At 72.8% G+C, this 21,925-nt stretch carries 22 protein-coding genes and 1 riboswitch; of the genes, 12 read left to right on the plus strand and 10 right to left on the minus strand.

Annotated features, from left to right (window positions below; all coding sequences use genetic code 11):
* Positions 1-20 precede the first annotated feature (20 nt).
* From O2W53_RS11755 to O2W53_RS11785, 7 genes are all read left to right on the plus strand, one after another.
* Complete coding sequence (locus O2W53_RS11755; protein WP_269163218.1) at positions 21-779, plus strand: alpha/beta fold hydrolase; 759 nt, start codon at positions 21-23, stop codon at positions 777-779.
* Positions 776-2,080, plus strand: coding sequence for a cytochrome P450 (locus O2W53_RS11760; protein ID WP_269163219.1), 1,305 nt, complete (start codon positions 776-778; stop codon positions 2,078-2,080). The genes O2W53_RS11755 and O2W53_RS11760 overlap by 4 nt, the downstream gene beginning before the upstream one ends.
* A 150-nt stretch (positions 2,081-2,230) precedes the next feature.
* Positions 2,231-2,749, plus strand: a complete 519-nt coding sequence (locus O2W53_RS11765; protein ID WP_269163220.1) for a sigma-70 family RNA polymerase sigma factor — start codon at positions 2,231-2,233, stop codon at positions 2,747-2,749.
* Positions 2,733-3,812 carry a hypothetical protein gene (locus tag O2W53_RS11770; RefSeq protein ID WP_269163221.1) on the plus strand — a complete coding sequence of 360 codons (1,080 nt, stop codon included), beginning with the start codon at positions 2,733-2,735 and terminating at the stop codon, positions 3,810-3,812. The genes O2W53_RS11765 and O2W53_RS11770 overlap by 17 nt, the downstream gene beginning before the upstream one ends.
* 2 nt (positions 3,813-3,814) lie before the next feature.
* Entirely contained in the window at positions 3,815-4,807 is a 993-nt protein-coding gene (locus O2W53_RS11775; RefSeq protein ID WP_269163222.1) for an ABC transporter ATP-binding protein, read from the plus strand.
* Entirely contained in the window at positions 4,804-5,658 is an 855-nt protein-coding gene (locus O2W53_RS11780; RefSeq protein ID WP_269163223.1) for an ABC transporter permease, read from the plus strand. The genes O2W53_RS11775 and O2W53_RS11780 overlap by 4 nt, the downstream gene beginning before the upstream one ends.
* A complete protein-coding gene (locus tag O2W53_RS11785; RefSeq protein WP_269163225.1) occupies positions 5,658-6,335 on the plus strand; it encodes a M23 family metallopeptidase in 678 nt (225 codons plus the stop codon). The genes O2W53_RS11780 and O2W53_RS11785 overlap by 1 nt, the downstream gene beginning before the upstream one ends.
* Before the next feature lie 7 nt (positions 6,336-6,342).
* Here the strand turns inward: O2W53_RS11785 and O2W53_RS11790 are convergent, their stop codons facing one another.
* Entirely contained in the window at positions 6,343-8,106 is a 1,764-nt protein-coding gene (locus tag O2W53_RS11790) for a DUF2207 domain-containing protein (RefSeq protein ID WP_269163226.1), read from the minus strand.
* A gap of 174 nt (positions 8,107-8,280) precedes the next feature.
* Here O2W53_RS11790 and O2W53_RS11795 point away from each other — a divergent pair, with 174 nt between their 5' ends.
* Entirely contained in the window at positions 8,281-9,150 is an 870-nt protein-coding gene (locus tag O2W53_RS11795; protein WP_269163227.1) for an NmrA family NAD(P)-binding protein, read from the plus strand.
* A 52-nt stretch (positions 9,151-9,202) separates the two neighbouring features.
* A complete protein-coding gene (locus tag O2W53_RS11800) occupies positions 9,203-10,669 on the plus strand; it encodes a protein adenylyltransferase SelO (protein WP_269163228.1) in 1,467 nt (488 codons plus the stop codon).
* 32 nt (positions 10,670-10,701) lie between these two features.
* On the opposite strand, the gene O2W53_RS11805 is transcribed toward O2W53_RS11800, so the two are convergent.
* Positions 10,702-11,529 carry an alpha/beta hydrolase gene (locus O2W53_RS11805; RefSeq protein WP_269163229.1) on the minus strand — a complete coding sequence of 276 codons (828 nt, stop codon included), beginning with the start codon at positions 11,527-11,529 and terminating at the stop codon, positions 10,702-10,704.
* Between the two features lie 259 nt (positions 11,530-11,788).
* Here O2W53_RS11805 and O2W53_RS11810 point away from each other — a divergent pair, with 259 nt between their 5' ends.
* Positions 11,789-12,166, plus strand: a complete 378-nt coding sequence (locus O2W53_RS11810; protein WP_269163230.1) for a hypothetical protein — start codon at positions 11,789-11,791, stop codon at positions 12,164-12,166.
* A gap of 151 nt (positions 12,167-12,317) precedes the next feature.
* On the opposite strand, the gene O2W53_RS11815 is transcribed toward O2W53_RS11810, so the two are convergent.
* Positions 12,318-12,725 (minus strand): hypothetical protein, encoded by a 408-nt coding sequence (locus O2W53_RS11815; protein ID WP_269163231.1) that lies wholly within the window; start codon positions 12,723-12,725, stop codon positions 12,318-12,320.
* Between the two features lie 768 nt (positions 12,726-13,493).
* On the opposite strand from O2W53_RS11815, the gene O2W53_RS11820 reads away from it, so the two are divergent.
* Complete coding sequence (locus O2W53_RS11820) at positions 13,494-13,733, plus strand: hypothetical protein (RefSeq protein WP_269163232.1); 240 nt, start codon at positions 13,494-13,496, stop codon at positions 13,731-13,733.
* A gap of 55 nt (positions 13,734-13,788) precedes the next feature.
* Positions 13,789-15,084: a hypothetical protein gene (locus tag O2W53_RS11825; protein WP_269163233.1), complete on the plus strand. Its 1,296-nt coding sequence runs from the start codon at positions 13,789-13,791 to the stop codon at positions 15,082-15,084.
* A gap of 719 nt (positions 15,085-15,803) precedes the next feature.
* Here O2W53_RS11825 and O2W53_RS11830 read toward each other — a convergent pair.
* From O2W53_RS11830 to O2W53_RS11860, 7 genes are all read right to left on the minus strand, one after another.
* The gene (locus tag O2W53_RS11830; RefSeq protein WP_269163234.1) at positions 15,804-16,289 is read right to left on the minus strand and encodes a PH domain-containing protein; all 486 of its coding nucleotides are present in this window, start codon (positions 16,287-16,289) and stop codon (positions 15,804-15,806) included.
* A gap of 97 nt (positions 16,290-16,386) precedes the next feature.
* Positions 16,387-17,289 carry a hypothetical protein gene (locus O2W53_RS11835; protein WP_269163235.1) on the minus strand — a complete coding sequence of 301 codons (903 nt, stop codon included), beginning with the start codon at positions 17,287-17,289 and terminating at the stop codon, positions 16,387-16,389.
* 21 nt (positions 17,290-17,310) lie between these two features.
* Positions 17,311-17,462: riboswitch (cyclic di-AMP (ydaO/yuaA leader) on the minus strand.
* A 157-nt stretch (positions 17,463-17,619) separates the two neighbouring features.
* A complete protein-coding gene (locus tag O2W53_RS11840) occupies positions 17,620-18,594 on the minus strand; it encodes a quinone oxidoreductase family protein (RefSeq protein ID WP_269163236.1) in 975 nt (324 codons plus the stop codon).
* A 4-nt stretch (positions 18,595-18,598) separates the two neighbouring features.
* On the minus strand, positions 18,599-18,958 hold the full coding sequence (locus O2W53_RS11845) for a hypothetical protein (RefSeq protein WP_269163237.1): 360 nt from the start codon (positions 18,956-18,958) through the stop codon (positions 18,599-18,601).
* Complete coding sequence (locus O2W53_RS11850; protein WP_269163238.1) at positions 18,955-19,833, minus strand: extradiol ring-cleavage dioxygenase; 879 nt, start codon at positions 19,831-19,833, stop codon at positions 18,955-18,957. Before O2W53_RS11850 ends, O2W53_RS11845 begins: the two co-directional genes overlap by 4 nt.
* Positions 19,826-20,650 (minus strand): citryl-CoA lyase, encoded by an 825-nt coding sequence (locus tag O2W53_RS11855; RefSeq protein ID WP_269163239.1) that lies wholly within the window; start codon positions 20,648-20,650, stop codon positions 19,826-19,828. Before O2W53_RS11855 ends, O2W53_RS11850 begins: the two co-directional genes overlap by 8 nt.
* Complete coding sequence (locus O2W53_RS11860) at positions 20,647-21,834, minus strand: CaiB/BaiF CoA transferase family protein (RefSeq protein WP_269163240.1); 1,188 nt, start codon at positions 21,832-21,834, stop codon at positions 20,647-20,649. The genes O2W53_RS11855 and O2W53_RS11860 overlap by 4 nt, the downstream gene beginning before the upstream one ends.
* Between the last annotated feature and the right edge of the window lie 91 nt (positions 21,835-21,925).

The raw sequence follows: 21,925 nt of genomic DNA on the forward strand, positions 1-21,925 counted from the left end.
TGGCCCACGACACTCCCGGGATGGCGAACGCACCGCTCGTGGTCGGCACCGGCCCCCGGAAGGTCCTGGCACTGCACGGCTGGTTCGGCTCGGCGACCGGGTGGGGCCCCTTCGCCGACCTGATCGACGAGGAGCGGTACAGCGTCCTGTACCTCGACTACCGCGGGTACGGCGCACGCCGGTCGGAGGACGGCGAGCACACGCTGGCCGAGATCTCCGCCGACGCCCTGGCCGCCGTCGATGCGCAAGGGTGGTCGTCGTTCGCCGTCCTGGGGCACTCGATGGGCGGCAGTGCGATGCAGCGGGTGCTCGTCGACGCCGGCGGCCGGGTCACCGGCCTGATCGGGGTGAGCCCGGTCCCCTCCACCGGCGTTCCCTTCGACGAGCAGGCCGGGCAGCTCTTCCGGGGCGCCGCGGGCGACCGGGGCAACCGGTACGCGATCCTCGACCTCACCACCGGCGGCCGGCTGAGCCGCACCTGGCTCGACCGCATGGTGCAGTTCTCCCTCGACCAGTCCGACCCCGCCGCCTTCGGCGCGTACCTGGACGCCTGGTCGGGCACCGACTTCTCCGCCGAGGTGCAGGGCAACCCGGTCCCGGTCCGGGTCGTGGTGGGCGAGCACGACCCGGCGCTGAACGCCGCGGTGATGGAGCAGACCTTCCTGCAGCAGTACCCGAACGCCTCGCTGGAGGTGCTGTCCAACGCCGGCCACTACGCGATGTTCGAGACGCCCGTGGCGCTGCTGACCACCGTGGAGCGCTTCCTGGACGACCTGTGACCCAGCCGCAGGAGACCGCATCCCTCCTGGACCCGGCCACCTACGAGACGGGCCCACCGCTGGCGGAGCTGGCCCGGCTGCGCGCGGCAGGCCCGGTCGCCTGGGTCGACGAGCCGGACGGTCCCGGCTGCTGGCTGGTCCTCCGGCACGCCGAGGTCGAGCAGGTGTTGAAGGACCCGGCCACCTTCTCCTCCTGGCTCGGGGCCACCCAGGTCCAGGACGCCGGGGACCTGCCCTGGGTCCGCCGGATGATGCTGAACACGGACCCGCCGGACCACTCCCGGCTGCGCCGCCTGCTGACCCGGTCGTTCACCCCGCGCGCGGTGGCCGCGCTCACCGCCTCGATCGAGGCCACCGCGGCCGCACTGGTCGACCGGATGATCGGCGCGGACCGGGAAGGCCGGTGCGACTTCGCCAAGGACGTCGCCGCCGACCTGCCGCTGGTCACCCTGGCCGAGGTGCTCGGCGTCCCGGCCGAGGACCGCTGGCTGATGTTCGACTGGTCGAACCGGGTGATCGGCTGGCAGGACCCCGACTACGCCTCCTCGGCGGCGTTCGACGCCAGCAGCGGCACGGCCCTGGCCCGGCAGGCGGTGGCGCTGCGCCCGGTGCCCGACGCCGACGGGCGGCTGCCCGACCCGCGCACCCGCGCCGGGATGCCGGACCTCTACGCCTACGCGCGGCTGCTGGCCGAGGAGAAGCGCCGCGCGCCCGGGCGGGACGTCATGTCGATCCTGCTGGCCCAGCGCGACGGGGACGACCCGCCGGTCAGCGACGCCGAGTTCGAGAACATGTTCTGGCTGTTCGCGGTGGCCGGCAACGAGACGCTGCGGAACGGGCTGCCCGGCGGGCTGATCGCGCTGCTGTCCCACCCGGAGGCGCTGGCCCAGCTGCGCGCCGACCCGGGGCTGCTGCCCGGAGCGGTCGAGGAGATGCTGCGCTGGTGGACGCCGGTGATGGTGTTCCGGCGGACGGCGACCCGCGACGTCACGATCGGCGACACCCGGGTGCGGGCCGGGGACAAGGTGGTCGTCTCCTTCACCTCGGCCAACCGGGACGAGCGGGTGTTCGCCGAGCCGGAGCGCTTCGACGTCCGCCGGGCGCCCAACCCGCAGCTGTCCTTCGGCCACGGGCCGCACTTCTGCCTGGGCGCCCAGCTGGCCCGGGTGCAGATGCGCGCACTGTTCGCCGAGCTGCTGCGGCGCACCAGCGTGCTGGAGCCGGCCGGGCCGCCGGCGCTGCTCCGGTCGAGCTTCCAGCGCGGGGTGAAGCGGCTGCCGATCCGCTGGGTCGCCGCCTGAGCCGGGCAGACTCGCGGCGACCGGGTGTCACATCTGCGCTCGCGGCGGTGCTGTAGGGGCATGGACCTCGTTCGGTACGGAGCCCCGGCGGCGGTACGGCTGCCGATGCCGGGGCGCACAGCGGGTCGGGTCGAGAGGGAGGACAGGACGGTGGCGGGTGCCGTGTCCGGTGCCGTGCGGTCCGACCTCGGCGAGGTGTTCCGGCGCGACTACCCGCAGGTCGTGGCCGTGGCCGCCCGGGTGCTCGGCTCGCGGGACGAGGCCGAGGACGTCGCCCAGGAGGTCTTCCTCGCCTTCGGCCGGTCCACCGTGCCGGCCGCGGAGGCGCCCGGCTGGTTGTCCGTCGCCGCCGTCCACACCGCGCTCAACCTGATCCGTTCCGGGCGGCGCCGCACGTCCCGGGAGGAGACCGTTCACCGCCTCGGCGACGTCGTCACCCCCGACGTCGCCGAGGCGGTGCTCACCCGCGAGGACCGCAGCCGCGTCCGGGCCGCCCTCGGCGGGCTGCCCCGCAAGCAGGCCGTGGCCCTCGTGCTCCGGCACAGCGGCCTCAGCTACGCCGAGGTCGCCGCGGCACTCGACATGTCCCCCGGCAGCGTCGGCACCACCGTCCGACGCGCCGAATCCGCACTGCGCAAGGAGCTGACCCGTCATGCGTCATCCGACTGAAGGCACGCTGCGCCGCCTGCTCGACGAGCCGGCCGGCGTCCCCGACCCCGACCGGGCGCACGTCGCCGGGTGCCCGCAGTGCCTGGCCACGCTGGCCGCCACCCGCCGGGACGCCGACCTCGTCGGCGCCGCGCTGGCGACCGAGGGCAGCTCCGACGTCGACGCCGGCTGGCGGCGGCTCACCGCGGCCCTGCCCGCTGCCGCGCCGGCCGCCCGTCCCGAGCGGGTCCGGCCGAGCCGGTCCCGCGGGTTCCTGCGCCGGCCGGCCGCCGCGGTGCTCGCGGTCGGCGTCGTCCTGGCCGGTGCCGGGACGGCGGCCGCCAACGACTGGCTGCAGGTCTTCCGCACCGAGGAGATCGCCCCGCTGAGCCTCACCACCAGCGACCTGGTCGCGCTGCCGGACCTGAGCGCCTACGGCGACGTCGAGCTCACCGGCGACCCGGACGTGCACGAGGTCCCCGACGCGGCCACCGCCGCGGAGGAGTCCGGGCTGGACGTGCCCGAGGTGGCCGACCTGCCCCGCGGGGTCACCGGCGAGCCGATGATCTCGGTGGGCGGCCAGCTCAGCGCCACCTTCACCTACTCGGCCGACCGCGCCGCGCAGGCCGCCGCCGCGGCCGGTGAGGTGCTGCCCCCGCCGCCGCCCGGCCTGGACGGCAGCTCGGTGCGGCTGGTCGCGGGGCCCGGCGTCGCGCAGGTCTGGTCCTCCGAGTCCGGGCTCCCGGCCCTCGTCGTGGGCCGCGCCGTCGCCCCGTCGGCGTACTCCTCCGGCGTCCCGTTCGAGACGGTCCGCGACCACCTGCTGTCGCTGCCCGGCCTGCCCGACGACGTCGCGGCGCAGCTGCGGAGCTTCACCGCCGACGGCTCGACCCTCCCGCTGCCCGTGCCCGCCGAGCTGGCCACCAGCTCGACGGCGGAGGTCGACGGCGAGGAGGCCACGGTGCTGACCGGCAACGACGGCGCGATGGCGGCCGTGGTGTGGGTCTCCGACGGCGTGGTGACCGCGGTGGCCGGTTCGCTGGACACCGACGAGCTGCTGTCCGTGGCGCGGGACCTGCGCTGAGCATGAGCACCGTGGACAGCGGTGCCGGGGTGCAGGCCGCCGCCGACCTGGTGGCCGGCCTGCCCCCGGCACCGGCGGCCTGGTGCACCGGGCTGCGCAAGCAGTACCGCAAGCACCTGGCCGTCGAGGACGTGTCGCTGCAGGTGGGCCGGGGCGAGATCGTCGGGTTGCTCGGACCCAACGGCGCGGGCAAGACCACCGTGATCAAGATGCTGCTCGGCCTGGTCCGCCCGGACGCCGGGGAGGCGATGCTGCTCGGGCAGCGCTCCGCCGACCCGGCCGCCCGCGCCCGGGTCGGCTACCTGCCCGAGCTCTTCCGCTACCAGCCCTGGCTGACCGCGGCGGAGGTGCTGGCGCTGCACGCCCGGCTCTCCGGCGCCGGGGTGCCCGCCGCCGAGCAGCGCGACTGCCTGGCGCTGGTGGGGCTGTCCGGCCGGGGCGATGACCGGGTGGGCGGGTTCTCCAAGGGCATGCAGCAGCGCCTCGGGCTGGCGGTCGCGCTGGTGGGCCGGCCGGAGTTCGTGGTGCTGGACGAGCCGACCAGCGCCCTGGACCCGCTGGGCCGCGCCGACGTGCGCGACATCGTGCTGGAGCTGCGGTCCCGAGGTGTCGCGGTGCTGCTCAACTCGCACCTGATCGGTGAGGTCGAGCGGGTCTGCGACCGGGTCGTCGTCCTGGACCGTGGTCGGGTCGCCGCCTCCGGCACGCTCGCCGAGCTGCTCGGCCAGCGCGAGGTGCGGCTGCACCTGACCGACCTCTCCCCCGCCGCGCAGCAGCGGCTCGCCGCCCTCGGCCGGGTCGACCGGGAGGGCGAGTGGTCCACCGTCGCACTGTCCGCCGACGACAACGGGACGGCGGTGCCCGACCTGGTGCGCGACCTGGTCTCCCTCGGGGCCCGGGTGCACGCGGTCGAGCCGGTGCGGATCAGCCTCGAGGAGCGCCTGCTCGGCATCCTGCGGGACGGCGCCGCGAGCCGTGCGGCGGGCCCGTCGTGAGCACGGCCCGGACGGTGCTGACCATCGCCGCGCTCACCCTGCGCGAGGCCTCCCGCCGGCGGGTGCTGTTCGCCCTCGCCGCGCTGACCGTCGTCCTGCTCGGGCTGAGCAGCTGGGGCTTCTCCCGGCTGGCGGCCGAGTCGCTGACCAGCGGCGAGGCCCGGCTGACCGCGTCGATCCTGCTGAACCTGGTGATGTTCGGCTACAGCCTGGTCGCCGCGCTGGGCACCGCGTTCCTGGCCGGCCCGACGCTGTCCGGGGAGACCGAGTCGGGCATCGCGCTGTCCATGCTCGCCCGGCCGATCCGTCGCTCGGCGTTCCTGCTGGGCAAGTGGCTGGGGCTGGTCGCGTTCGGCAGCGGCTTCGTCGTCCTGGCCGGGCTGGCCCAGATCGTCGTCGTCCGGGTGACCGTCGACTACTGGCCACCGGCGCCGGCGACCGCGCTGGCGCTGCTCGCCGCCCAGACCGTGGTGCTGCTGACCCTCACCGTGCTGCTCGCGACCGTCATCTCGCCGATGGCGTCGGGCGTGGTGGCGGTCGGCCTGTTCTGCACCACCTGGGTGGCCGGGGTGGTGGGCGCGATCGGCGAGGCCCTGGGCAACGACGCCGTCGGCCGGGTCGGGAGCGTGTCGCGGGTGCTGCTGCCCACCGACGGGCTCTGGCGCGGGGCGATGAACGCCTTCCAGGACCCGTCGGCGATCGTCCAGTTCGGCGGGGCCGACGAGGGCGCCGGGGCCTTCCCGTTCCTCAGCACGGCGCCGCTGACCCTCACCTACCTGGGCTGGGCGGTGCTGTGGGTGGCGATGGTGTGGGCGCTGGCCGCGATGTCCTTCGTCCGCAGGGACCTCTGATGGCCGACCCCGGCGCGGTCGTGCTGCAGCTGCCGTTCCGGGGCACCTGGCGGGTGGAGAACAGCCCGGCGCGGCGGGTGCCGAGCCACGGCACGCACCTGTTCGCCACCACGTACGCCATCGACTTCACCGCCGTGCGGGGACGGCGGACGGCGACCACCCGGGACTGGCGGTCGCTGTTGAGCACCGAGCCGGTGGACCGGTTCGTCGCCTTCGGGCAGCCGGTGCTGGCCCCGGCTGCCGGGCGGGTGGTGTCGGTGCTCGACGGCGAGCCGGACGGCGTGGCGCGCCGCTCGCAGGCCGCCCGGGTGCCCTACGCCCTGACCCAGGCAGGCCGGGCCCGCGGCGGCGCCGGCGCCCTGGCCGGCAACCACGTCGTGCTCGAGCTCGAGCCCGGGGGCGCCCACGTCGTGCTGGCCCACCTGCGCGAGGGGTCGCTCCAGGTGCGCCCTGGTGACCCGGTGACGGCCGGTCAGCAGCTGGCCGAGTGCGGCAACTCGGGCAACTCCACCCAGCCGCACGTGCACGTCCAGGTCATGGACTCCGCCGACCCGTTCACCGCGCGCGGGCTGCCGCTGGCCTTCCGTGACCACCGGTCCTGGCCCCGGGACGGGGGCCCGCCGGTCGTCGTCCCGCTGGGTGTCCCCGCGGAGGGCGCGGTGGTCGAACCGCTGTGACACCGCCTCACCAGCTGCCGCCGCCCCCTCCCCCGGCCGCGCCGCCGACGTAGGTCGAGCCGCTGCCCGCGGTCGCCGGCGGGGAGAGCGCCGGGTTGTCCGGGGCGGAGAACGCCAGCAGCGCCGGCCACACGCCGACGTACCCGGCACCGTGCGCGGGCACGTACCAGGCGGGAGTGACCCCGGGGCCGTCCGCCTGCACCGCGGTGGTCCACTCCTCCGCCACCCCCAGGGCCACCGCGTGCGGCAGGTACCGCACCCGGAGGTCGGTGCGCGCCGCGTCGGCGAGGTCGGCCAGCTGGTCTGCGTCGGCGGACCACGGCCCGTCGGAGGTGGCGAGCTGGTCGCGGAAGGCGGCTGCCCGCTCGTGCACCTGGGCGCCCTCCGGGGTGCGCTGCGGCATCCGCCCGGCCAGCCCCAGCAGGACCAGCGCGGCCAGGACGACGCCGGTACCGGCCAGCGCCCAGGTGCTGATGACGGCCAGGACGACGGTCAGCACGACGCCGGCGACGAGCACCCCGGTGCCGAGGGCGTACCAGCGACGCCGGACCGCGGCCGGGTCGGCGCGGAACCAGCCCAGCTCCACCACGTCCCGGTACATCGCCGCGCAGGCCCGGGCCGCGATGGCCGGGAACCGTGACTGCAGGTCCGACAGGAGGACGACCTCGCCGTCGGCGAAGACGTCGTCGAGCAGCAGCTGCTCGTAGGGGCGCAGCCCCCGCTGGTCGACCGGCGTGCGGACCAGCCGCCAGTCCGGGGGGACGTCGGTGTCCGGCTCGTCGTCGGCGGGGTCGACGGCGACCTCCTCGATCCGCAGCTGGCCGCGGACGGCCAGGTCCAGCAGGGTGGCGAGGACCTCGTGCCGCTGGGCGCGGCCGTCGAGCACGGTGCCGAGCTGGGCCGGCCGGGCGTCGTGTGGCGGGGTGAGCTGCGGCGCCCGCGGCCCGGCTCCGGCCGGGCGGCTCCGCCGGGCCCGCAGCAGCGGCGGGACGACGAGGAGCAGCAGCCCGCCGACGGCCAGCCCCGCGGTCGCCGGGGTGAGGCGGAAGGCCTGCGCCGGGCTGAACGTCTCCTCGAGCACCGGCTCCGCGCCGGCGAAGGTGCCCGCCGGGTAGGTGGCGCTGACCGTCACGCCCTCCCCCGGGTCGAGCCCGGTGGCCTCCGCGCGCAGCGCACCGACGGCCTCGACGTCCATGGGGCAGGCGATCAGGGCGTCGTCCGTACCGACCACGCAGTCCCCCGCGACCGGCGCCGCGCCCGACGGGCCGGTCAGCCGGACGTCGACCTGCTCGATCGGCACCTCCCAGCCGGTCCCGACGGCGTTCCAGGCCAGCCGGTCGCCGTCGTCCCCCGGGTCGGCGACCCCCTCGACCCGGTAGCTGAGCACGTAGGTGTGTTCGCCGGTGACCTCGGTGTCCTCGTCCCCGACCCGGACGGTCAGCACGCCGTCCTCGCTGGTGACCTCGGTGTCCGCGGGCGCACCCGTGGGGCTCTGCACGACGACGTCGCTGATCGGGTAGAGCCGGTCGCGGGTCTGCTCGAAGGGCGCCCGCTCGGGGATCAGCCGCTCGATCCCGTGCCGCTCCTCGTCGCCGAAGTCGTAGGCGATCGTCTCCTCGACCTCCAGCGAGCCGTCGGCACCGGCCACCAGGTCGACCTCGTAGGAGCGGATGGCCTCGGCCTGGCCGTCGCCCGTGCACCCCGCCAGCAGCAGGGCCGGGAAGGCCAGCCCGGCCACCCTGGCCGCTGTCCGCCGTCCGTCCGCGCTCATGTCCCACCGTCCTCGTCTCGACCGCCGTGCCCAGGTGACGGCGGGCAGAGTCTCCCGGACGTCCGGGGTGTCCGGGGACGAGGCGCGGCCGCGCGCTCGCCGGAGAACTGTCGGCACCCCGTGCTGGCATGGCCGGGTACGGCACAGCACACACGCATCCACCGGAGGCTGTCGATGAGGATCGTCGTCACCACCCCGACCGGGCACGTGGGCTCCCGCGTGGTCCGGCTGCTCCTGCAGGCCGGGCTGCGGCCCACCCTGCTGCTGCGCTCCCCGGAGAGGCTGGACCCGCAGACGCGCGAGCTGGTCGACCTCGTGGTCGGTGACCAGGGCGACCTGGACACCGTGCTGCGGGCGACCGAGGGCGCGGACACCCTCTACTGGGTCGACCCGCCGACGCCGGACGACGACCCGGTCGCCACGTCCACCCGGATGGGCGCGGTCGCCGCCCGCGCGGTGCGGGAGAACCAGGTGTCCCGGGTCGTGTTCCAGAGCAGCGTCGGCGCTGAGAAGCGCAGCGGCGTCGGGATGATCGACGGGCTCGCGCGCACCGAGGAGCAGCTGGAGGAGACCGGCGCCGCGGTGCTCCACCTGCGGTGCGGATACTTCTTCAGCAACCTGCTGTCCGACCTCGACGGGCTGCGGGAGGGCGTGCTGCGCACCACCATGCCGATCGACCGGCCGATGCCCTGGGTCGACCCCCGGGACATCGGGGAGGTGGCGGTGGCCAACCTGCTGTCCCCGGGCTGGTCCGGCCGACGGGTGCTCGCCGTGCACGGGCCGGAGGACCTGAGCTTCGAGGGAGTGGCCGGGATCGTCGCCGCCGCCACCGGCCGGGCGGTCCGCGCCGAGCAGATCGGTGACGACGACCTGCGCGCGGGCCTCCGGGCGGCGGGGCTGACCGAGGCCCAGGTGGAGGGGTTCGTCGGGATGTCCCGCGGCCTGCGGGAGGACTTCGTGCCCGCCGACCCGCGCTCGGTGCTCAGCACGACGCCCACCACGCTGCGCTCCTGGGCCGTCGACCAGCTGGCGCCGCAACTCTGAGCCGACGCTGCGGCGACTGGCCGCTCCCGGGATCCGACGTAGCCTCGGTGGGGTGAGTCTCGCACCGGCACCGACCCTCAGCCTGGACCACCGCTTCGCCCGGGAGCTGCCGGAGCTGGCCGTCGCCTGGCAGGCCGACGACGCCCCGGATCCCCGGCTGCTCCAGCTCAACGAGCCGTTGGCCGCCGAGCTCGGGCTCGACCCCGCCACGCTGCGGACCGCCGAGGGGCTGCGCCTGCTGGTCGGCACCGCCGTCCCGGCCGGGGCCACCCCCGTCGCCCAGGGCTACGCCGGGCACCAGTTCGGTGGCTTCGTCCCGCGGCTGGGCGACGGCCGGGCACTGCTGCTCGGCGAGCTGACCGACGTGGAGGGCCGGCTGCGCGACCTGCACCTCAAGGGCTCGGGGCGCACCCCGTTCGCCCGCGGCGGCGACGGGCTGGCCGCGGTCGGCCCGATGCTGCGCGAGTACGTGATCAGCGAGGCGATGCACGCCCTCGGCATCCCCACCACGCGCTCCCTGGCCGTGGTCGCGACCGGGCGCTCGGTGCGCCGGGAGACGCTGCTGCCCGGCGCCGTCCTGGCCCGGGTGGCGAGCAGCCACCTGCGGGTGGGCAGCTTCCAGTACGCCCGGGTCAGCGGGGACGCCCAGCTGCTGCGCCGGCTGGCCGACCACGCGATCAGCCGGCACCACCCGGACGCCGCGCAGGCCGAGAACCCGTACCTGGCGCTCTTCGCCGCGGTGGTCACCGCCCAGGCCGAGCTGGTGGCCCGGTGGATGCACGTCGGGTTCGTGCACGGGGTGATGAACACCGACAACGTGACCATCTCCGGCGAGACGATCGACTACGGCCCGTGCGCCTTCCTCGAGGCCCACGACCTGGCCACGGTGTACAGCTCGATCGACCACGGCGGGCGCTACGCCTACGGCAACCAGCCGATCGTGGCCGAGTGGGACCTCGCCCGGCTCGCCGAGGCGATGCTGCCGCTGTTCGCCGAGGAGCAGGAGCAGGCGATCGAGCTCGCGGTAGCGGCACTGGGTGAGTTCCGGCCACAGTACGACGCGGCCTGGTCGGCCGGGATGCACGCCAAGCTGGGCCTGCCGGAAGGGCTGGACGACAAAGTGGCCGCACCGCTGGTCGAGGAGTTCCTGACGCTGCTGCAGGCCGGCCACGTCGACCACACGTCCGCGTTCCGGCTGCTCGGCGCTGCCGCCCGCGGCGACGTCGACCCGGTCCGCAACCTCTTCCTCGACCTGGCCTCGTTCGACGCGTGGTCGGAGCGCTGGCGCGCACTCGCCCCGGACGCCGACGCCATGGACCGGGTGAACCCGCTCTACATCCCGCGCAACCACCTCGTCGAGGAGGCCCTCACCGCGGCGACCGCAGGCGACCTCGCCCCGCTGGGCCCCCTGCTCGACGCCGTGACCCACCCGTACGCCGAGCGACCGGGCCTGGAGCGCTACGCCACCCCCGCCCCCGCCGACTTCGGCGCCACCTACCAGACCTTCTGCGGCACCTGACCCGCGACGACAGAAATGGCCATTTCTGTCGGTCAGGGGTCGGTCGTCAGGCGGGCCACTTCGACGACGGCGGCGACCAGCTGGTCGCCGTCCAGCAGGACGACGTCGTTGTGGTCGGCGCCGGGCACCTCGACCGTGCGGTGCAGCTGCCCGGCGGCCTCCGCCACCGCTCTGCTCTGCTCCGGCGGCACGATCGAGTCGGCGGTGCCGAGGACGACGGTGGTGGGCACCTCGACCCGGGCGACCTGCTCGGCCACCGGGTAGCGGTCGCGCAGCAGCAGCCGGACCGGCAGGAACGGGTAGTGCTCGCGGCCGACGGCGGCCAGGTCGACGAACGGGGAGCGCAGCACCAGCCCGGCCGGCGGGTGGTCGACGGCCAGCTCGGTGACGACGCCGGCGCCCAGGCTCTCCCCGTAGTACAGGAGCCGCTCGGCCAGGACCCCACCGTCGGCCAGCAGCCAGTCGCGGGCCGCGCGGACGTCCAGCGCCAGTCCGGCCTCGGTCGGGCTGCCCGGATTGCCGCCGTACCCGCGGTAGTCGAACAGCAGCACCGCCAGCCCCGCTGACGACAGCGCCCGGGCCAGCGGCGCCCGGACCCCGCGGTGGCCGCCGTTGCCGTTGGCCACCAGCACGGCCGGTGCGTCGGCCGTCGGCCCGGGCACGAACCACGCGCCGAGGGTCAGCCCGTCGGCGGTGGTCAGCTCGACGTCCCGGCCACCGGGGACGGCCTCGGCAGCGGGCGGCACCGGGCCGGCGTCGGGCAGGTAGACCAGCCGGCGCTGGAACGTCCACAGCAGACCGACCACCACGACCAGCACGATCGCACCGATCAGCGCGGCTCGGAGCACCGACCGCAGCACGACCTCATCGTCGTCCCGCGGGGCGGGCCCGGCCAGCACCGGCGCCCGCAACCGGCTGTGCCTCCAAGCACCAGGACCGCTGACGCCAGCCCCGCCGATACAGACCGAGCAGTGGTGCCGGAGTGTCCCTTAGCGGCCCACTAGGGGCGAGTCCCGCGCCCGCCCGCTGCGGTAGCGGCCCCAGGCGTGCCCTATCGACCTCGGGCAGCCGATACATGAACACGTGAAGCGAGCTGTGGCGAGTTCGGCGTGTGCGGTGGTGGCCTTCTCCTTGGCTGGGTGTGGTGGCGAAGCGGAGGCGACGGCTGCAGTCGACTGTCTGACTGTCCCGCAAGAGGTCAGCACAGCCATCGCGGACGGCTCGCTAGAGGGCAGCGGCTTCGTCGTGCAGCAGGCGTCGGCAGTCCTCGGATCGGGCGGGGAGATCTACTTCGTCGCCATGCGCTTCGACGCGAACGGTGAATCCGACATGACTGGCGTATGGGCGACCACATCAATCGCTGCCAACGAGGCCTCGACTGTCATCAGCGTCGATGGCTTCGCCAAGCAATTCACGGTCTGGCCTGACGCCGAGCAGGCCTTCGACATCTCTCCAACTCACCCCTCCGCACAAGAAGCCTCAGACTGCCTCGGATGAGGAACTGAACCTCGGGGTCGACTAGCGCCTGAGCGTGGCGGGCCGGCCGTGGGCTCACACCGGCGGTAGCCAAGGTGCGCCCTGAGCGGCCCACTCAGGGACAGTCCCGGTGCCTGGCTAGCTAGGAGTAAGTGAGTGCCGCACGGCCCGCTCAGTGGGGACGACGGGGCCGGAACAAGGGAGCACGCAACGCCCACTCGTGGCCGTCGACATCGATCTTCAGCACCGAGTGCGAGCGAATCAGACCGCGCCGGTGCTCGACGCGCCCCCCACCGCGTAGGTACGCACGGACGACGAGTGCAAGCTCGCGGAGCGCGGCTTCCTTGCCCGCTTCCTCGTCGTCGTAGTCCACCTGAAAGGTAGACACGCCAAGGTCGAAGATGTCGGCGTCAAACCACTCATACGAAGCGCGCAGGCCAGCGTGGCGCTGGCCATCTGCGGTGGTGAGCCGAACGCGATGCATGAGCGAGTTGGGCTCTGTCGAGTACGTTGCGTCGACGTCCGCGTCGAAGACTTCGGCAACCACCCGTCGCAGAAGCGCCTCCACGTCGATCGCCACGGGGATGTAGCTTGCCACTGCCCCGCCTAGTGACGCCTACATGGCGATAGGTCGGCACGGCGGGGAGGACGTCCCCGAAGCCGCCCTCTGGGAGCGCTGGCGCTGGTGTCCTAGAGCGGCCCACTATGGGACACGTCCGCCAGGGTCCTCGTGGTGACCAGCACAACAAGCTAGCTGAGGCTATGGGGCTCTAACGACCTCGTTGTCATCGGAGCCGCATGAGATGGTGATTCGTCCTTCGAGGCGCGTCCCATCAGGAACATTGGTTTTGTTCCTGTCACTGTCCTGGTAGATCCCGATGCCTGCGTTGGGATTCCTGCAATCGGGGTCGATGCCTCGCGGCGGCCCGATGCTGCAAACGGTGATCCATCCCCCGAGCGCAACAGCCGCTCCGGCGAGGGAGGCGATAGCAGCCTTGCGCCAGCCCCACAGTCCGAGGACCACGACTGCGCTCACGAGGACGTAGAGGACGAGGCTCCAGAAATACGTACTTCGCAGGTGGCCGCTCACGGTTGCTATTGCGCCTACGGCCCCGATCACGGCGAGGCACGTAGCTAGGCGCCACTTGAGCGCCTCTTGGCGGGCGTCTGAGATTGGTCGTCCGTGGTGTCCGAGGCGGAGTCGTCGGGCATTGCACCCACTCTCTGAGCGGAACGGGCAAGTCTTCCATGAATTACATCGCCGCGCGAGGGGCGGTGGAGCAGACAGGACACGCTGACCAATCGGCCGTGTTCGACGGCATGTCGCAAGTTGGATCACCCTGGCGAGGTGCCCGAGCTGACTCCAGAGCCGTCTCCGGCCTCCACGTACCTCGACACGGTGGAACCCACGTGGACGCACGCGGACGGTTGTCGGTTCTTGCGGCTCACCGGGGCCGAGCAGGTGACCGTCCACCCGAGTGGCCACATCGAGATCGTGGACACGACCCGCCGTAAGTTCCAAGCCCGGACGATCGCCAGCCGCAAGGGGACCCGGATTGACCTCGACCCGCCACCGGACGCGGCCTGAGGCACCGAGACTGCTTCGGTCGGCACGGGTCTGTGAGACTGCATACGGTGCTCGGGTGACCGTGAAAGCACCGACCGCCCTCATCAGTTGGGCACACGACTCTGACGCTGGGGCCTCGCTACCGAAGGGCGCAGCGAGGCGGGAGGCCGATGAGCAGTGGCTAGGCACGGTGTTGGACCTCGTGACGCATCTGCGAACCATCGGGGGCGTTGACGCGGACATCGACTTCGTTCACGGTGCAGAGCCGGTGGACTGGTCCCGCTGGGGACCCGAGAAGGTGCGCACCAGCGACTTCGTGCTGGTGGCGGTGAACAAGGCATGGATTAGGCGCTTCAGCGGCACCGAAGCGCCTACTCGTGGCGCGGGAGCGACCGCTGAGGCCGACGAATTGCTGGGCTTGTTCGAGACGGACCGGGATGCCTTCGACCGGAAGGTCATCCTGGTACTACTGCCTGGCATTGACGCGGCTGACATCCCGAACCGACTTCGTGGTCGGTTGACGCGGGTGCGGATTGATTCCTTTGACGAAGAAGGATTGGACGACCTGCTCCGTCGCATCTATGGCAGGCCGAGATTCCAGCTACCGCCAGTTAGAGGAAATACGCCAGCGTTGCCGCCAACGCATAATCGTGTAAACATTCGAAGTTTCCGCGGTGACAACCCGGCGACTCGGAAAAGCGCGTCCGAGATCAATGAGCGGAACTCCTCCGAGAATGAACGCACCTCTCGGGTGACCACCGCGATTAGCGACCTGGAGAGTCGCCTTGCTGTCGTCACAAGTGGACTTCGCGCACTGCCACCCGACGCAGCGAATGACGAACCTGCCTTGTCTCTGAGTCGTCAGTGGCAGTCCTTGGCGGCCGAGCGGGCCAAAATTGATGACGAACTGCGACGGCGTAAGAGCCTGTCTGACGAGGACCTTCACACTGTCCGGTTCATGTGGGTGGGTGCTTCGCGCGAAATTTGCGGATACCAAGGCGATGTCGACCCGACCGTCCTGCAACAGGGATGGATTGAGCCGAACGCCGCGAGCGAGTTTCCGGGACCTTCAGGCAAGTTCCGGTTGATGCCGCCGGAGCACTGGGGAACCATCGACAGGGAGGATCCAGCCCCCATCTTCCTGCACGAGTCGTATGTGTCGCGCATCGAGAAGTGGATCCAGCCGATCTCCAATCGCGCCGAAGAAGTGCGCGCGATAGCGGAGGTTCGAGATGCCGTCATTGCACTTGTTGACTCGCGGGTTGCGGCCGACCCGAGAGTGATTCCTGTCAGCTCGACGGTCACCACTACAGAAAGCATGCAACACCGAACGGCAGTTGTGGGCCGTGCTGTCGTGATCAGCCCGGTCTGATGCAACATCCCGACTTCTACTCCGTCGCCACCACCGTCGCGCTGGTCTTCCTAGCTGGCGGACTATATGTGGTCAGTCAAGCAACACACCTCCCGATGGCGCGCTTCTACGTACTGTGCGGCCCCTTTATCCTGCCCGGAACTGCTGTCGTCCTGGCATCCCTATTAGTCCTGGCTGAGATTTGGCCCGACACTTCGGCCGTCAGGTGGATTATCGTGCTGCTAGTTACCATCCAACTTTTCAGCGGCAGCGTGGGCCTCGGAGTTCAAGCGGTGCAGGCTCGCCAGAAGTAGCCCTGCGAACTGGTGCTTGGTAAGGAATTCTCCTGGCGTGCGACGACCCTCCGAGCCAGGACCTGACTCAGAGGGTCGTCGTATTGTGGGCGCTGAATGGCCACTGGCGGGACGAAGGTAATCCCGCTACATGACGGCCAGGCGGGAGGACCGGCCGTCACGCGCACCATTCATCCATCCGGCGTGCAGATCGAGCGTAGGGAAGCGTGACCGGCTGTAATCCTTGGCCGACCTGGTCGGGGCGGACGTTCTCAGGCACCGACGAGTCTCCGAGGCTCTTGGCATGCGGCGCCGGCGTACGGCGGCGCCTGGCGACTCGTGGTACGGCATGACCCGAGGGTCGCCCTAAGGCCGCCCTCACGGCTAGCCGACTGGATGTCCCTGAGCGGCCCACGAGGGACACCGATGGACACGGCGGCCCAGCGTCTACTGGGAGCGGTGGTCGCGCAGCCAGTGCAGCAGTTCCGCCGACTGTTCCTCCAGCGCCCGACGCTGCCCGGGTAGCGGCAGAGTCTCGGTCGCTGCAAGCGGCACGGTGGCTCCGTCCTTCAGGTGCACTACGAGTCGGCGGTTCGACCCAACCCCCATCGTCCAAGCCAAGGACACTCGCTCGATGTCCGCGCGCTGCAATCGGCGGGTGCTCAGCCGGTTCCGGACCTCCAGCCGACCGTCAGCCAGCGCGGAGGCGTGGCTCAGAGTTCCGACTGCGGCGTACGCGCCGCCCCCCACCGCCACGGCGATCAACGCGGCCGCGAACCACACCGGAAGATCGGCGGTGAGGGCGAGAGGTATGAGGAGGATGGCCGCCACCAGAGCAATGCCACTCACTGCACGCGCGAGCGGGAGGGGGCGTAGCTCTACGACGACATCCCGGCTGGTCACGACGGCCAGCCTGGCAGCGGCGTTTGCCATCGGCACTGATCGTCACCCATCAGTGAACGAACCCGAGCGGCCAGCCACCGCCGTGTCCCGTAAGCCGCCCTCGGGGCGGCCGTTGCCGACCGGCTCCCTAGCGGTAGTTGACGTGCGGGTGGTCGAAGTGGTTCGCCGTCACGCTGCCCCGGTCCTCCATCTGCTTCCAGGAGCCACCGGGCGAGGAGAGCATCCGCTGCTCCCAGATGATGTAGTCCACGCCGAGCTCGGCCCAGTTGGCGACGTGGTAGGCGACGATCGCGTCGCCGAGGGCGGCGTTGGACATGACCATGTAGTCCACCGCCAGCCCCGACGGGTGACCGTGCGGGTCGGCAGCGCTGGGCCGGGTGCCGCCCAGGGTGATCGAGCCGGCGCCGGGCACGTTGCTGACCACGGCGTTCGCGGCAGCCTGCGCCTGCGGCTTGATCGGTCCGGCGGAATTGTTGATCTTGGCGATCGCGGTCACCGCGGTGCCGGGGCTCGCGGCCGCCGCGGCGGCGGGCTTGGCCGCGGTCCCGGCCCGTGCCGGAGCAGCGGCGGCTGCCTGCGCCTCGGCCTCGACCTCGGCTGCAGCGGCGGCCTCGGCGGCGACCCGAGCGGCCTCGGCCTCCGCGGCGGCCGCGGCCTCGGCGGCGAGGCGTGCTGCCTCCGCCTCCGCTGCCTGCTGGTCGAGCACGGCCTGGTCGGCCGCGGCCTGGGCCTGCTGGGCGGCGGTCTGCTCGGCCTCCCGGGTGGCCCGGCTGGCTGCCAGCTCCTCGAGCGGCCGGAGGTCCTCGGTCCCGTCGACGGCGCCGGACTCGGCGGCCAGCCCCAGCTGCTCGGCGACGCTCACCGGCTGGGACGCCACGGGGTCGGCCTGGGCCGCTGGGCCGACGCCGATGACGACGTTGACCAGGACGGCCCCGGCCGCCGCGATGCCCAGGTAGAGCCCGGGGCGGCGGATGCCGGCCGGCGGACGGCGTCGGCCGGTGGCGGCAGAGGTGGTGGTGCGGGCGCGCATGGGCAGGAGTGCTCCGTACAGGTGTCTTCCGAGTGCCGCCTACCAGGTCAGCTGACGGGTTCGGGCGGGAAGCAGCCCTACCCGGCCCGGACGGTGGTCCGGGCGCGGGATTCACCCCAGTGGTGCGGTGGGTCCCCGGCTCGCCCCGGAGGGCGACTCGGCGGCGTCCGGTCGGGCTCCCCGGGTGGGGACGTGGCGACCGACTGGACCCGGCCAACCTAACGGCGTTATGTAGTCGTGACAATCGGTTGCTGGCATTTCATCGGGTGACGGTGGTCGCGTCACTCTCCGGACACGCGCGTCCCATCCGTCACCACCGGCGGTGTCCGGTCAGCGCGCCGACAGCTCGACGACGGACCGGCTCCCGCCCCCGGCGGCGGTGGCCGCCCAGGCCTCCTCGACCCGCGCCAGCGGGAGGACGGCGTGCTCCACCCGGAGCTGCCCGGCCGCGGCGTGCCGCAGCACCGCGGTCAGCGCGGCGGCCCGCTGCTCGCCGGTGAGCGCGTTGTTGGTGTACCCGAGCACGTCGATGCTCCGACTGCGCAGCACGGCGGAGGAGAACTCGGCGGCGTCCCCGGCCGCGCCACCCAGGTTGACCAGCCGCCCGCCGGGCGCCAGCACCGAGCACGCGGCCGCCGCCACGGCGCCGAACACCGGGTCGACGACGAGGTCGACGTCCGAGCCGACCGTCTGCCGGATCCGCGCAGCCAGGTCGCCGCCGTCCCCGGTGAGGACGACGTCCTCGGCGCCGGCCCGGCGGGCACGCTCGGCCGCGGACGGCGACCGGCACACCCCGACCACCCGCCCGGCCCCCAGCGCGCGGGCGGCCCCCAGCGCGGCCTGGCCGACCGCGCCCCCGGCGCCGAGCACCAGCACCCGCTCCCCCGGCTGCAACCGGCCGCGCCAGGTCAGGGCCATCCAGCCGGCGACCGCCGACAGGCCCAGCGCCGCCACGACCGGGTCGGGCAGGTCGCCGGCGAGCGGGACGACGTCGGCGTCCGGCACGGCGCAGAGCTCACCCAGGCTGCCGTCGCCCGGGCTCATCCCCGCCGAGGTGGCGAACCAGACCCGGGTGCCGGGTGTCAGCGCCGCCGACGACTCCACGACCCCCACCCCCTGCACGCCGGGCACGTAGGGCACGGCCGGGCGGCCGAAGTACGACGTCCCGGAGGCGCAGAGCAGGTCCAGCGGCACGACCGGGGCGGCGGTCACCCGGACCAGGGTCCGGCCCTCGCCGGGCACCGGGTCCGGGTGGTCGGCCAGGGCGGGCGGCTCGCCCGGCGAGGTCAGGACGGCGGCGCGCACCGGCTCAGGTCGCGATGTCGGGATAGGGCATGGAGATGTGCTCCATCGCCTTCCCGTAGGCGCGCTGGTACTCCATCGGCCCGTGGTCGCGTTCGAACAGCGCGATGAACAAGGTGAGCGTCAGGAACGGGTGCGCGCCCATCTGGAACAGCGCGACGTGGTCGTGCTCGGCCAGCGCCCGCCGCTCCTCGTCGGTGAAGGCCAGCCAGGTGGTCTTCTCGGCGGGGATGCAGTTGAGGACGGTGTTGGCCATCTCGGCCTCCCACCAGGTGACCGTGCCGGCCGGGTCCTCCCGGTAGCGCTCGGTCAGCTCGGGGTCGCGGTCGACGGTGAACAGGAACTTGTCCAGCAGGTACTTGCTCATGCCGACACCCCCGCGCTCGGGACCCCGTTGGGGTACCAGGTGAAGTACGCCTCCATGGTGTGGAACAGGTCCAGGGTGTCGACGTGGTCGGCCTTCGCGCCCTCGCCGGCCACGCCCATCATCAGCATGAAGTCCATGAACCCGTGGGTGGCGTTGCCCGGGTGGTGCAGGGACTCCAGGGAGACCTCGGCCAGGCACCCCTCGATGTCCCCGCTGGCGATCCACTCGACGGCCTTGCGGTCGAACTCCGGGTCCGGCCCGTGCTCGCCGAACTGCCGCGGCCCGCCCAGCTCCAGGGACAGGTGCCCGGTGCCGATCACCGCCACCCGCTTGTCCGACTCCCAGGACTCGACCATCTCCCGGATCGCCCGGCCCAGCTGGACGAAGCGCTTCGGCTGCGGCAGCGGCGGGGCGAAGATGTTCGTGTAGACCGGCACGATCGGCAGGTCGGCCTGCGGGCGCAGCGTGATGATCGGGCAGGTGATGCTGTGGTCGATCCGCAGCTCGTTGCTGAAGGCCAGGTCGAAGTCCCGGTCCAGCCCGTCCCGCAGCAGGTGCGCCGCCAGGTCCTCCTCGCCGCGCAGCGTCATCTTCGGCAGCCCGAACTCGCGCTCCTCGTTGTGGAAGTTGGCGTCGAAGAACGGCGCCTTGCCCACCAGGAACTGCGGCATGTTGTCCAGCCAGAGCTGGTGGAAGTGGTCGCTGCCGACCATCACCAGGACGTCGGGCTCCGCGCGGGTGAGCGTCTCGCGGAACGCCTCGATCTTCGCCACCCACTCGTCGGCGAACGGCGGCCGGTCGGCGCCGGTGGCGGTGCTGGCCCGGTAGTAGAAGGGGTGGTGGGTGGACGCGATCACCGCGGCCAGTTCAGCCATGACTGTCTCCGTTGAGGTCAGGGAGGTACGGGTCGGGGGCGACGGACCGGTTGTTGAGGTCCACGGACAGGAAGACGTCGTTGGCGACCGGGTGCCGCAGTTCCTCGGCCAGCTGCCCGATCAGCCCGGCCGTGCGGGCGAGCAGGGCGAACCCGCGGAGCAGCTCCAGCGGCAGGCCCAGGTCGGCCAGCGCCGCACCGCACACCCCGGCCCCGTTGAGCGGCAGGGTCTTGCCGAGCACCTGGGGGTGGACCCGGCCGATCGCGGCGAACAGCGACAGGTGCGGGCCGAACAGCCCCTCCTCGGTCGCGATCTCGAACAGCCGGGGGGTGCGCGGGTCGCCGTCCTTGTGCACGTGGTGGCCGAGCCCGGGGACGAAGCGTCGCGCCGCCCGCTGGGCGGTCACCGTCTCCAGGGCCAGGGCGTCCCAGCCGGCGTCGTCGGTCGGCAGCTCACCGTCCACGCCCTTCAGCACGTCGTCCAGGAACCGGCCGGAGTCCTCGGTGACGCCGAGGAACCGGGAGCCACCGCCGAGCAGGCCGGCGGCGAGCGCCCCCTGCACCGAGTCCGGCGCCGACAGGTAGGTGAGCCGGGTGACGATGGCGGTCGGGGTGAAGCCGTGGTCGGCGAGCGCGGCCAGCACCGCCTCGAAGACCCGGGTCTCCCCCGGTGTGGGCCGCCGCTGGGTGGCCAGCCAGAAGGCCAGCTCACCGAAGCCGACGGTGCCCATGACGTCGCGGGCCAGGTCGGTGCCCAGCAGCGTGATCGACTCGCGGCTGGAGGCACCCAGCGCGGTCGGGTACTCGGGCGTGGTCACGCGTCCTCCTCGGTGGCCAGCCACCGTCGCAGCTCGGCGCCGTGCTCGTCCAGGCCCGGCGGTGGCAGCCGGTAGTCGGCCGGCGTCTCGGAGAAGGTGATCGGGTGGCGGACCGACGGCACTGCCGCCTCGCCCTCCCCCACGGTCACCACGGGGTCCAGGCCGATCGACTCGGCGAAGGCGACCCCCTGGTCGACGGTGTTGATCGGCCCGCAGGGCACGCCCGCGGCGATGATGTCGTCGAACCAGTCCCGCTTGGACCGGGTGCTCAGCCGCTCGACCAGCAGCGGGCGCAGCTCGTCCCGGTTGGCCGTGCGGTCCTCGTTGCGGGCGAAACGCGGGTCGTCGGCGAGCTCGGGCACGCCGAGCACCTCGACCAGCCGGCGGAACTGGCCGTTGTTGCCGGCGGTGATGATCAGGTCGCCGTCGGCGCACGGGAGCGGCTCGTAGGGGAACAGGCTCGGGTGGCTGTTGCCCATCCGGAACGGGACGACGCCACCGGCGACGACGGCGCTGGCGTGGTTGACCAGCCCGGACAGCGCCGAGGACAGCAGGTTGACCTCGACGTGCTGGCCGCGGCCGGTCTCGTGCCGGACGTTCAGCGCCGAGAGCACGCCGATGGTGGCGTGCAGCCCGGCCATCACGTCGAAGACGGAGATGCCGGCCCGGAACGGCTCGCCCTCGGGGTCGCCGGTGAGGCTCATCAGGCCGGAGATCGCCTGCACGATCAGGTCGTACCCGGGCAGCGGCGCACCGGCCGGGCCGCTGCCGAAGCCGGTGATCGAGGCGTAGACGACGCCGGGGTTGGTCGCGCTGACGCTCGCGTAGTCCAGGCCGAAGCGCCCCAGCCCGCCGGTCTTGAAGTTCTCGATCACGATGTCGGCGCGGCGGGCCAGCTCCTGCGCGGCGGCGGCGTCGGCGGGGTCCTTGAGGTCCAGGGCGATGGAGCGCTTGTTGCGGTTCACGCCCAGGTAGTAGGTCGACACCCCCTCGCGCACCGGCGGCGCCCAGCTGCGGGTGTCGTCGCCGCCAGGGCTCTCCACCTTGACCACCTCGGCCCCCATGTCGGCCAGCAGCATGGTGGCGTAGGGCCCGGCCAGGACCCGGGAGAAGTCGGCCACCAGCAGGCCGGAGAGCGGCCCCCGGCCCGGCGAGCTGCCGGGCGGCAGTGGGTGTTCGGTCATCGGGTGTGGCCCCTCGAGCGGTGCAGCGCCGTCAAGCGGACGGGCGTCCGGAGTGACGCAGAGTCTCGACACGTCCGACAGCCGCTGTCAA

The sequence above is a fragment of the Modestobacter sp. VKM Ac-2978 genome (genome assembly GCF_026968025.1).
GTDB lineage: Bacteria > Actinomycetota > Actinomycetes > Mycobacteriales > Geodermatophilaceae > Modestobacter.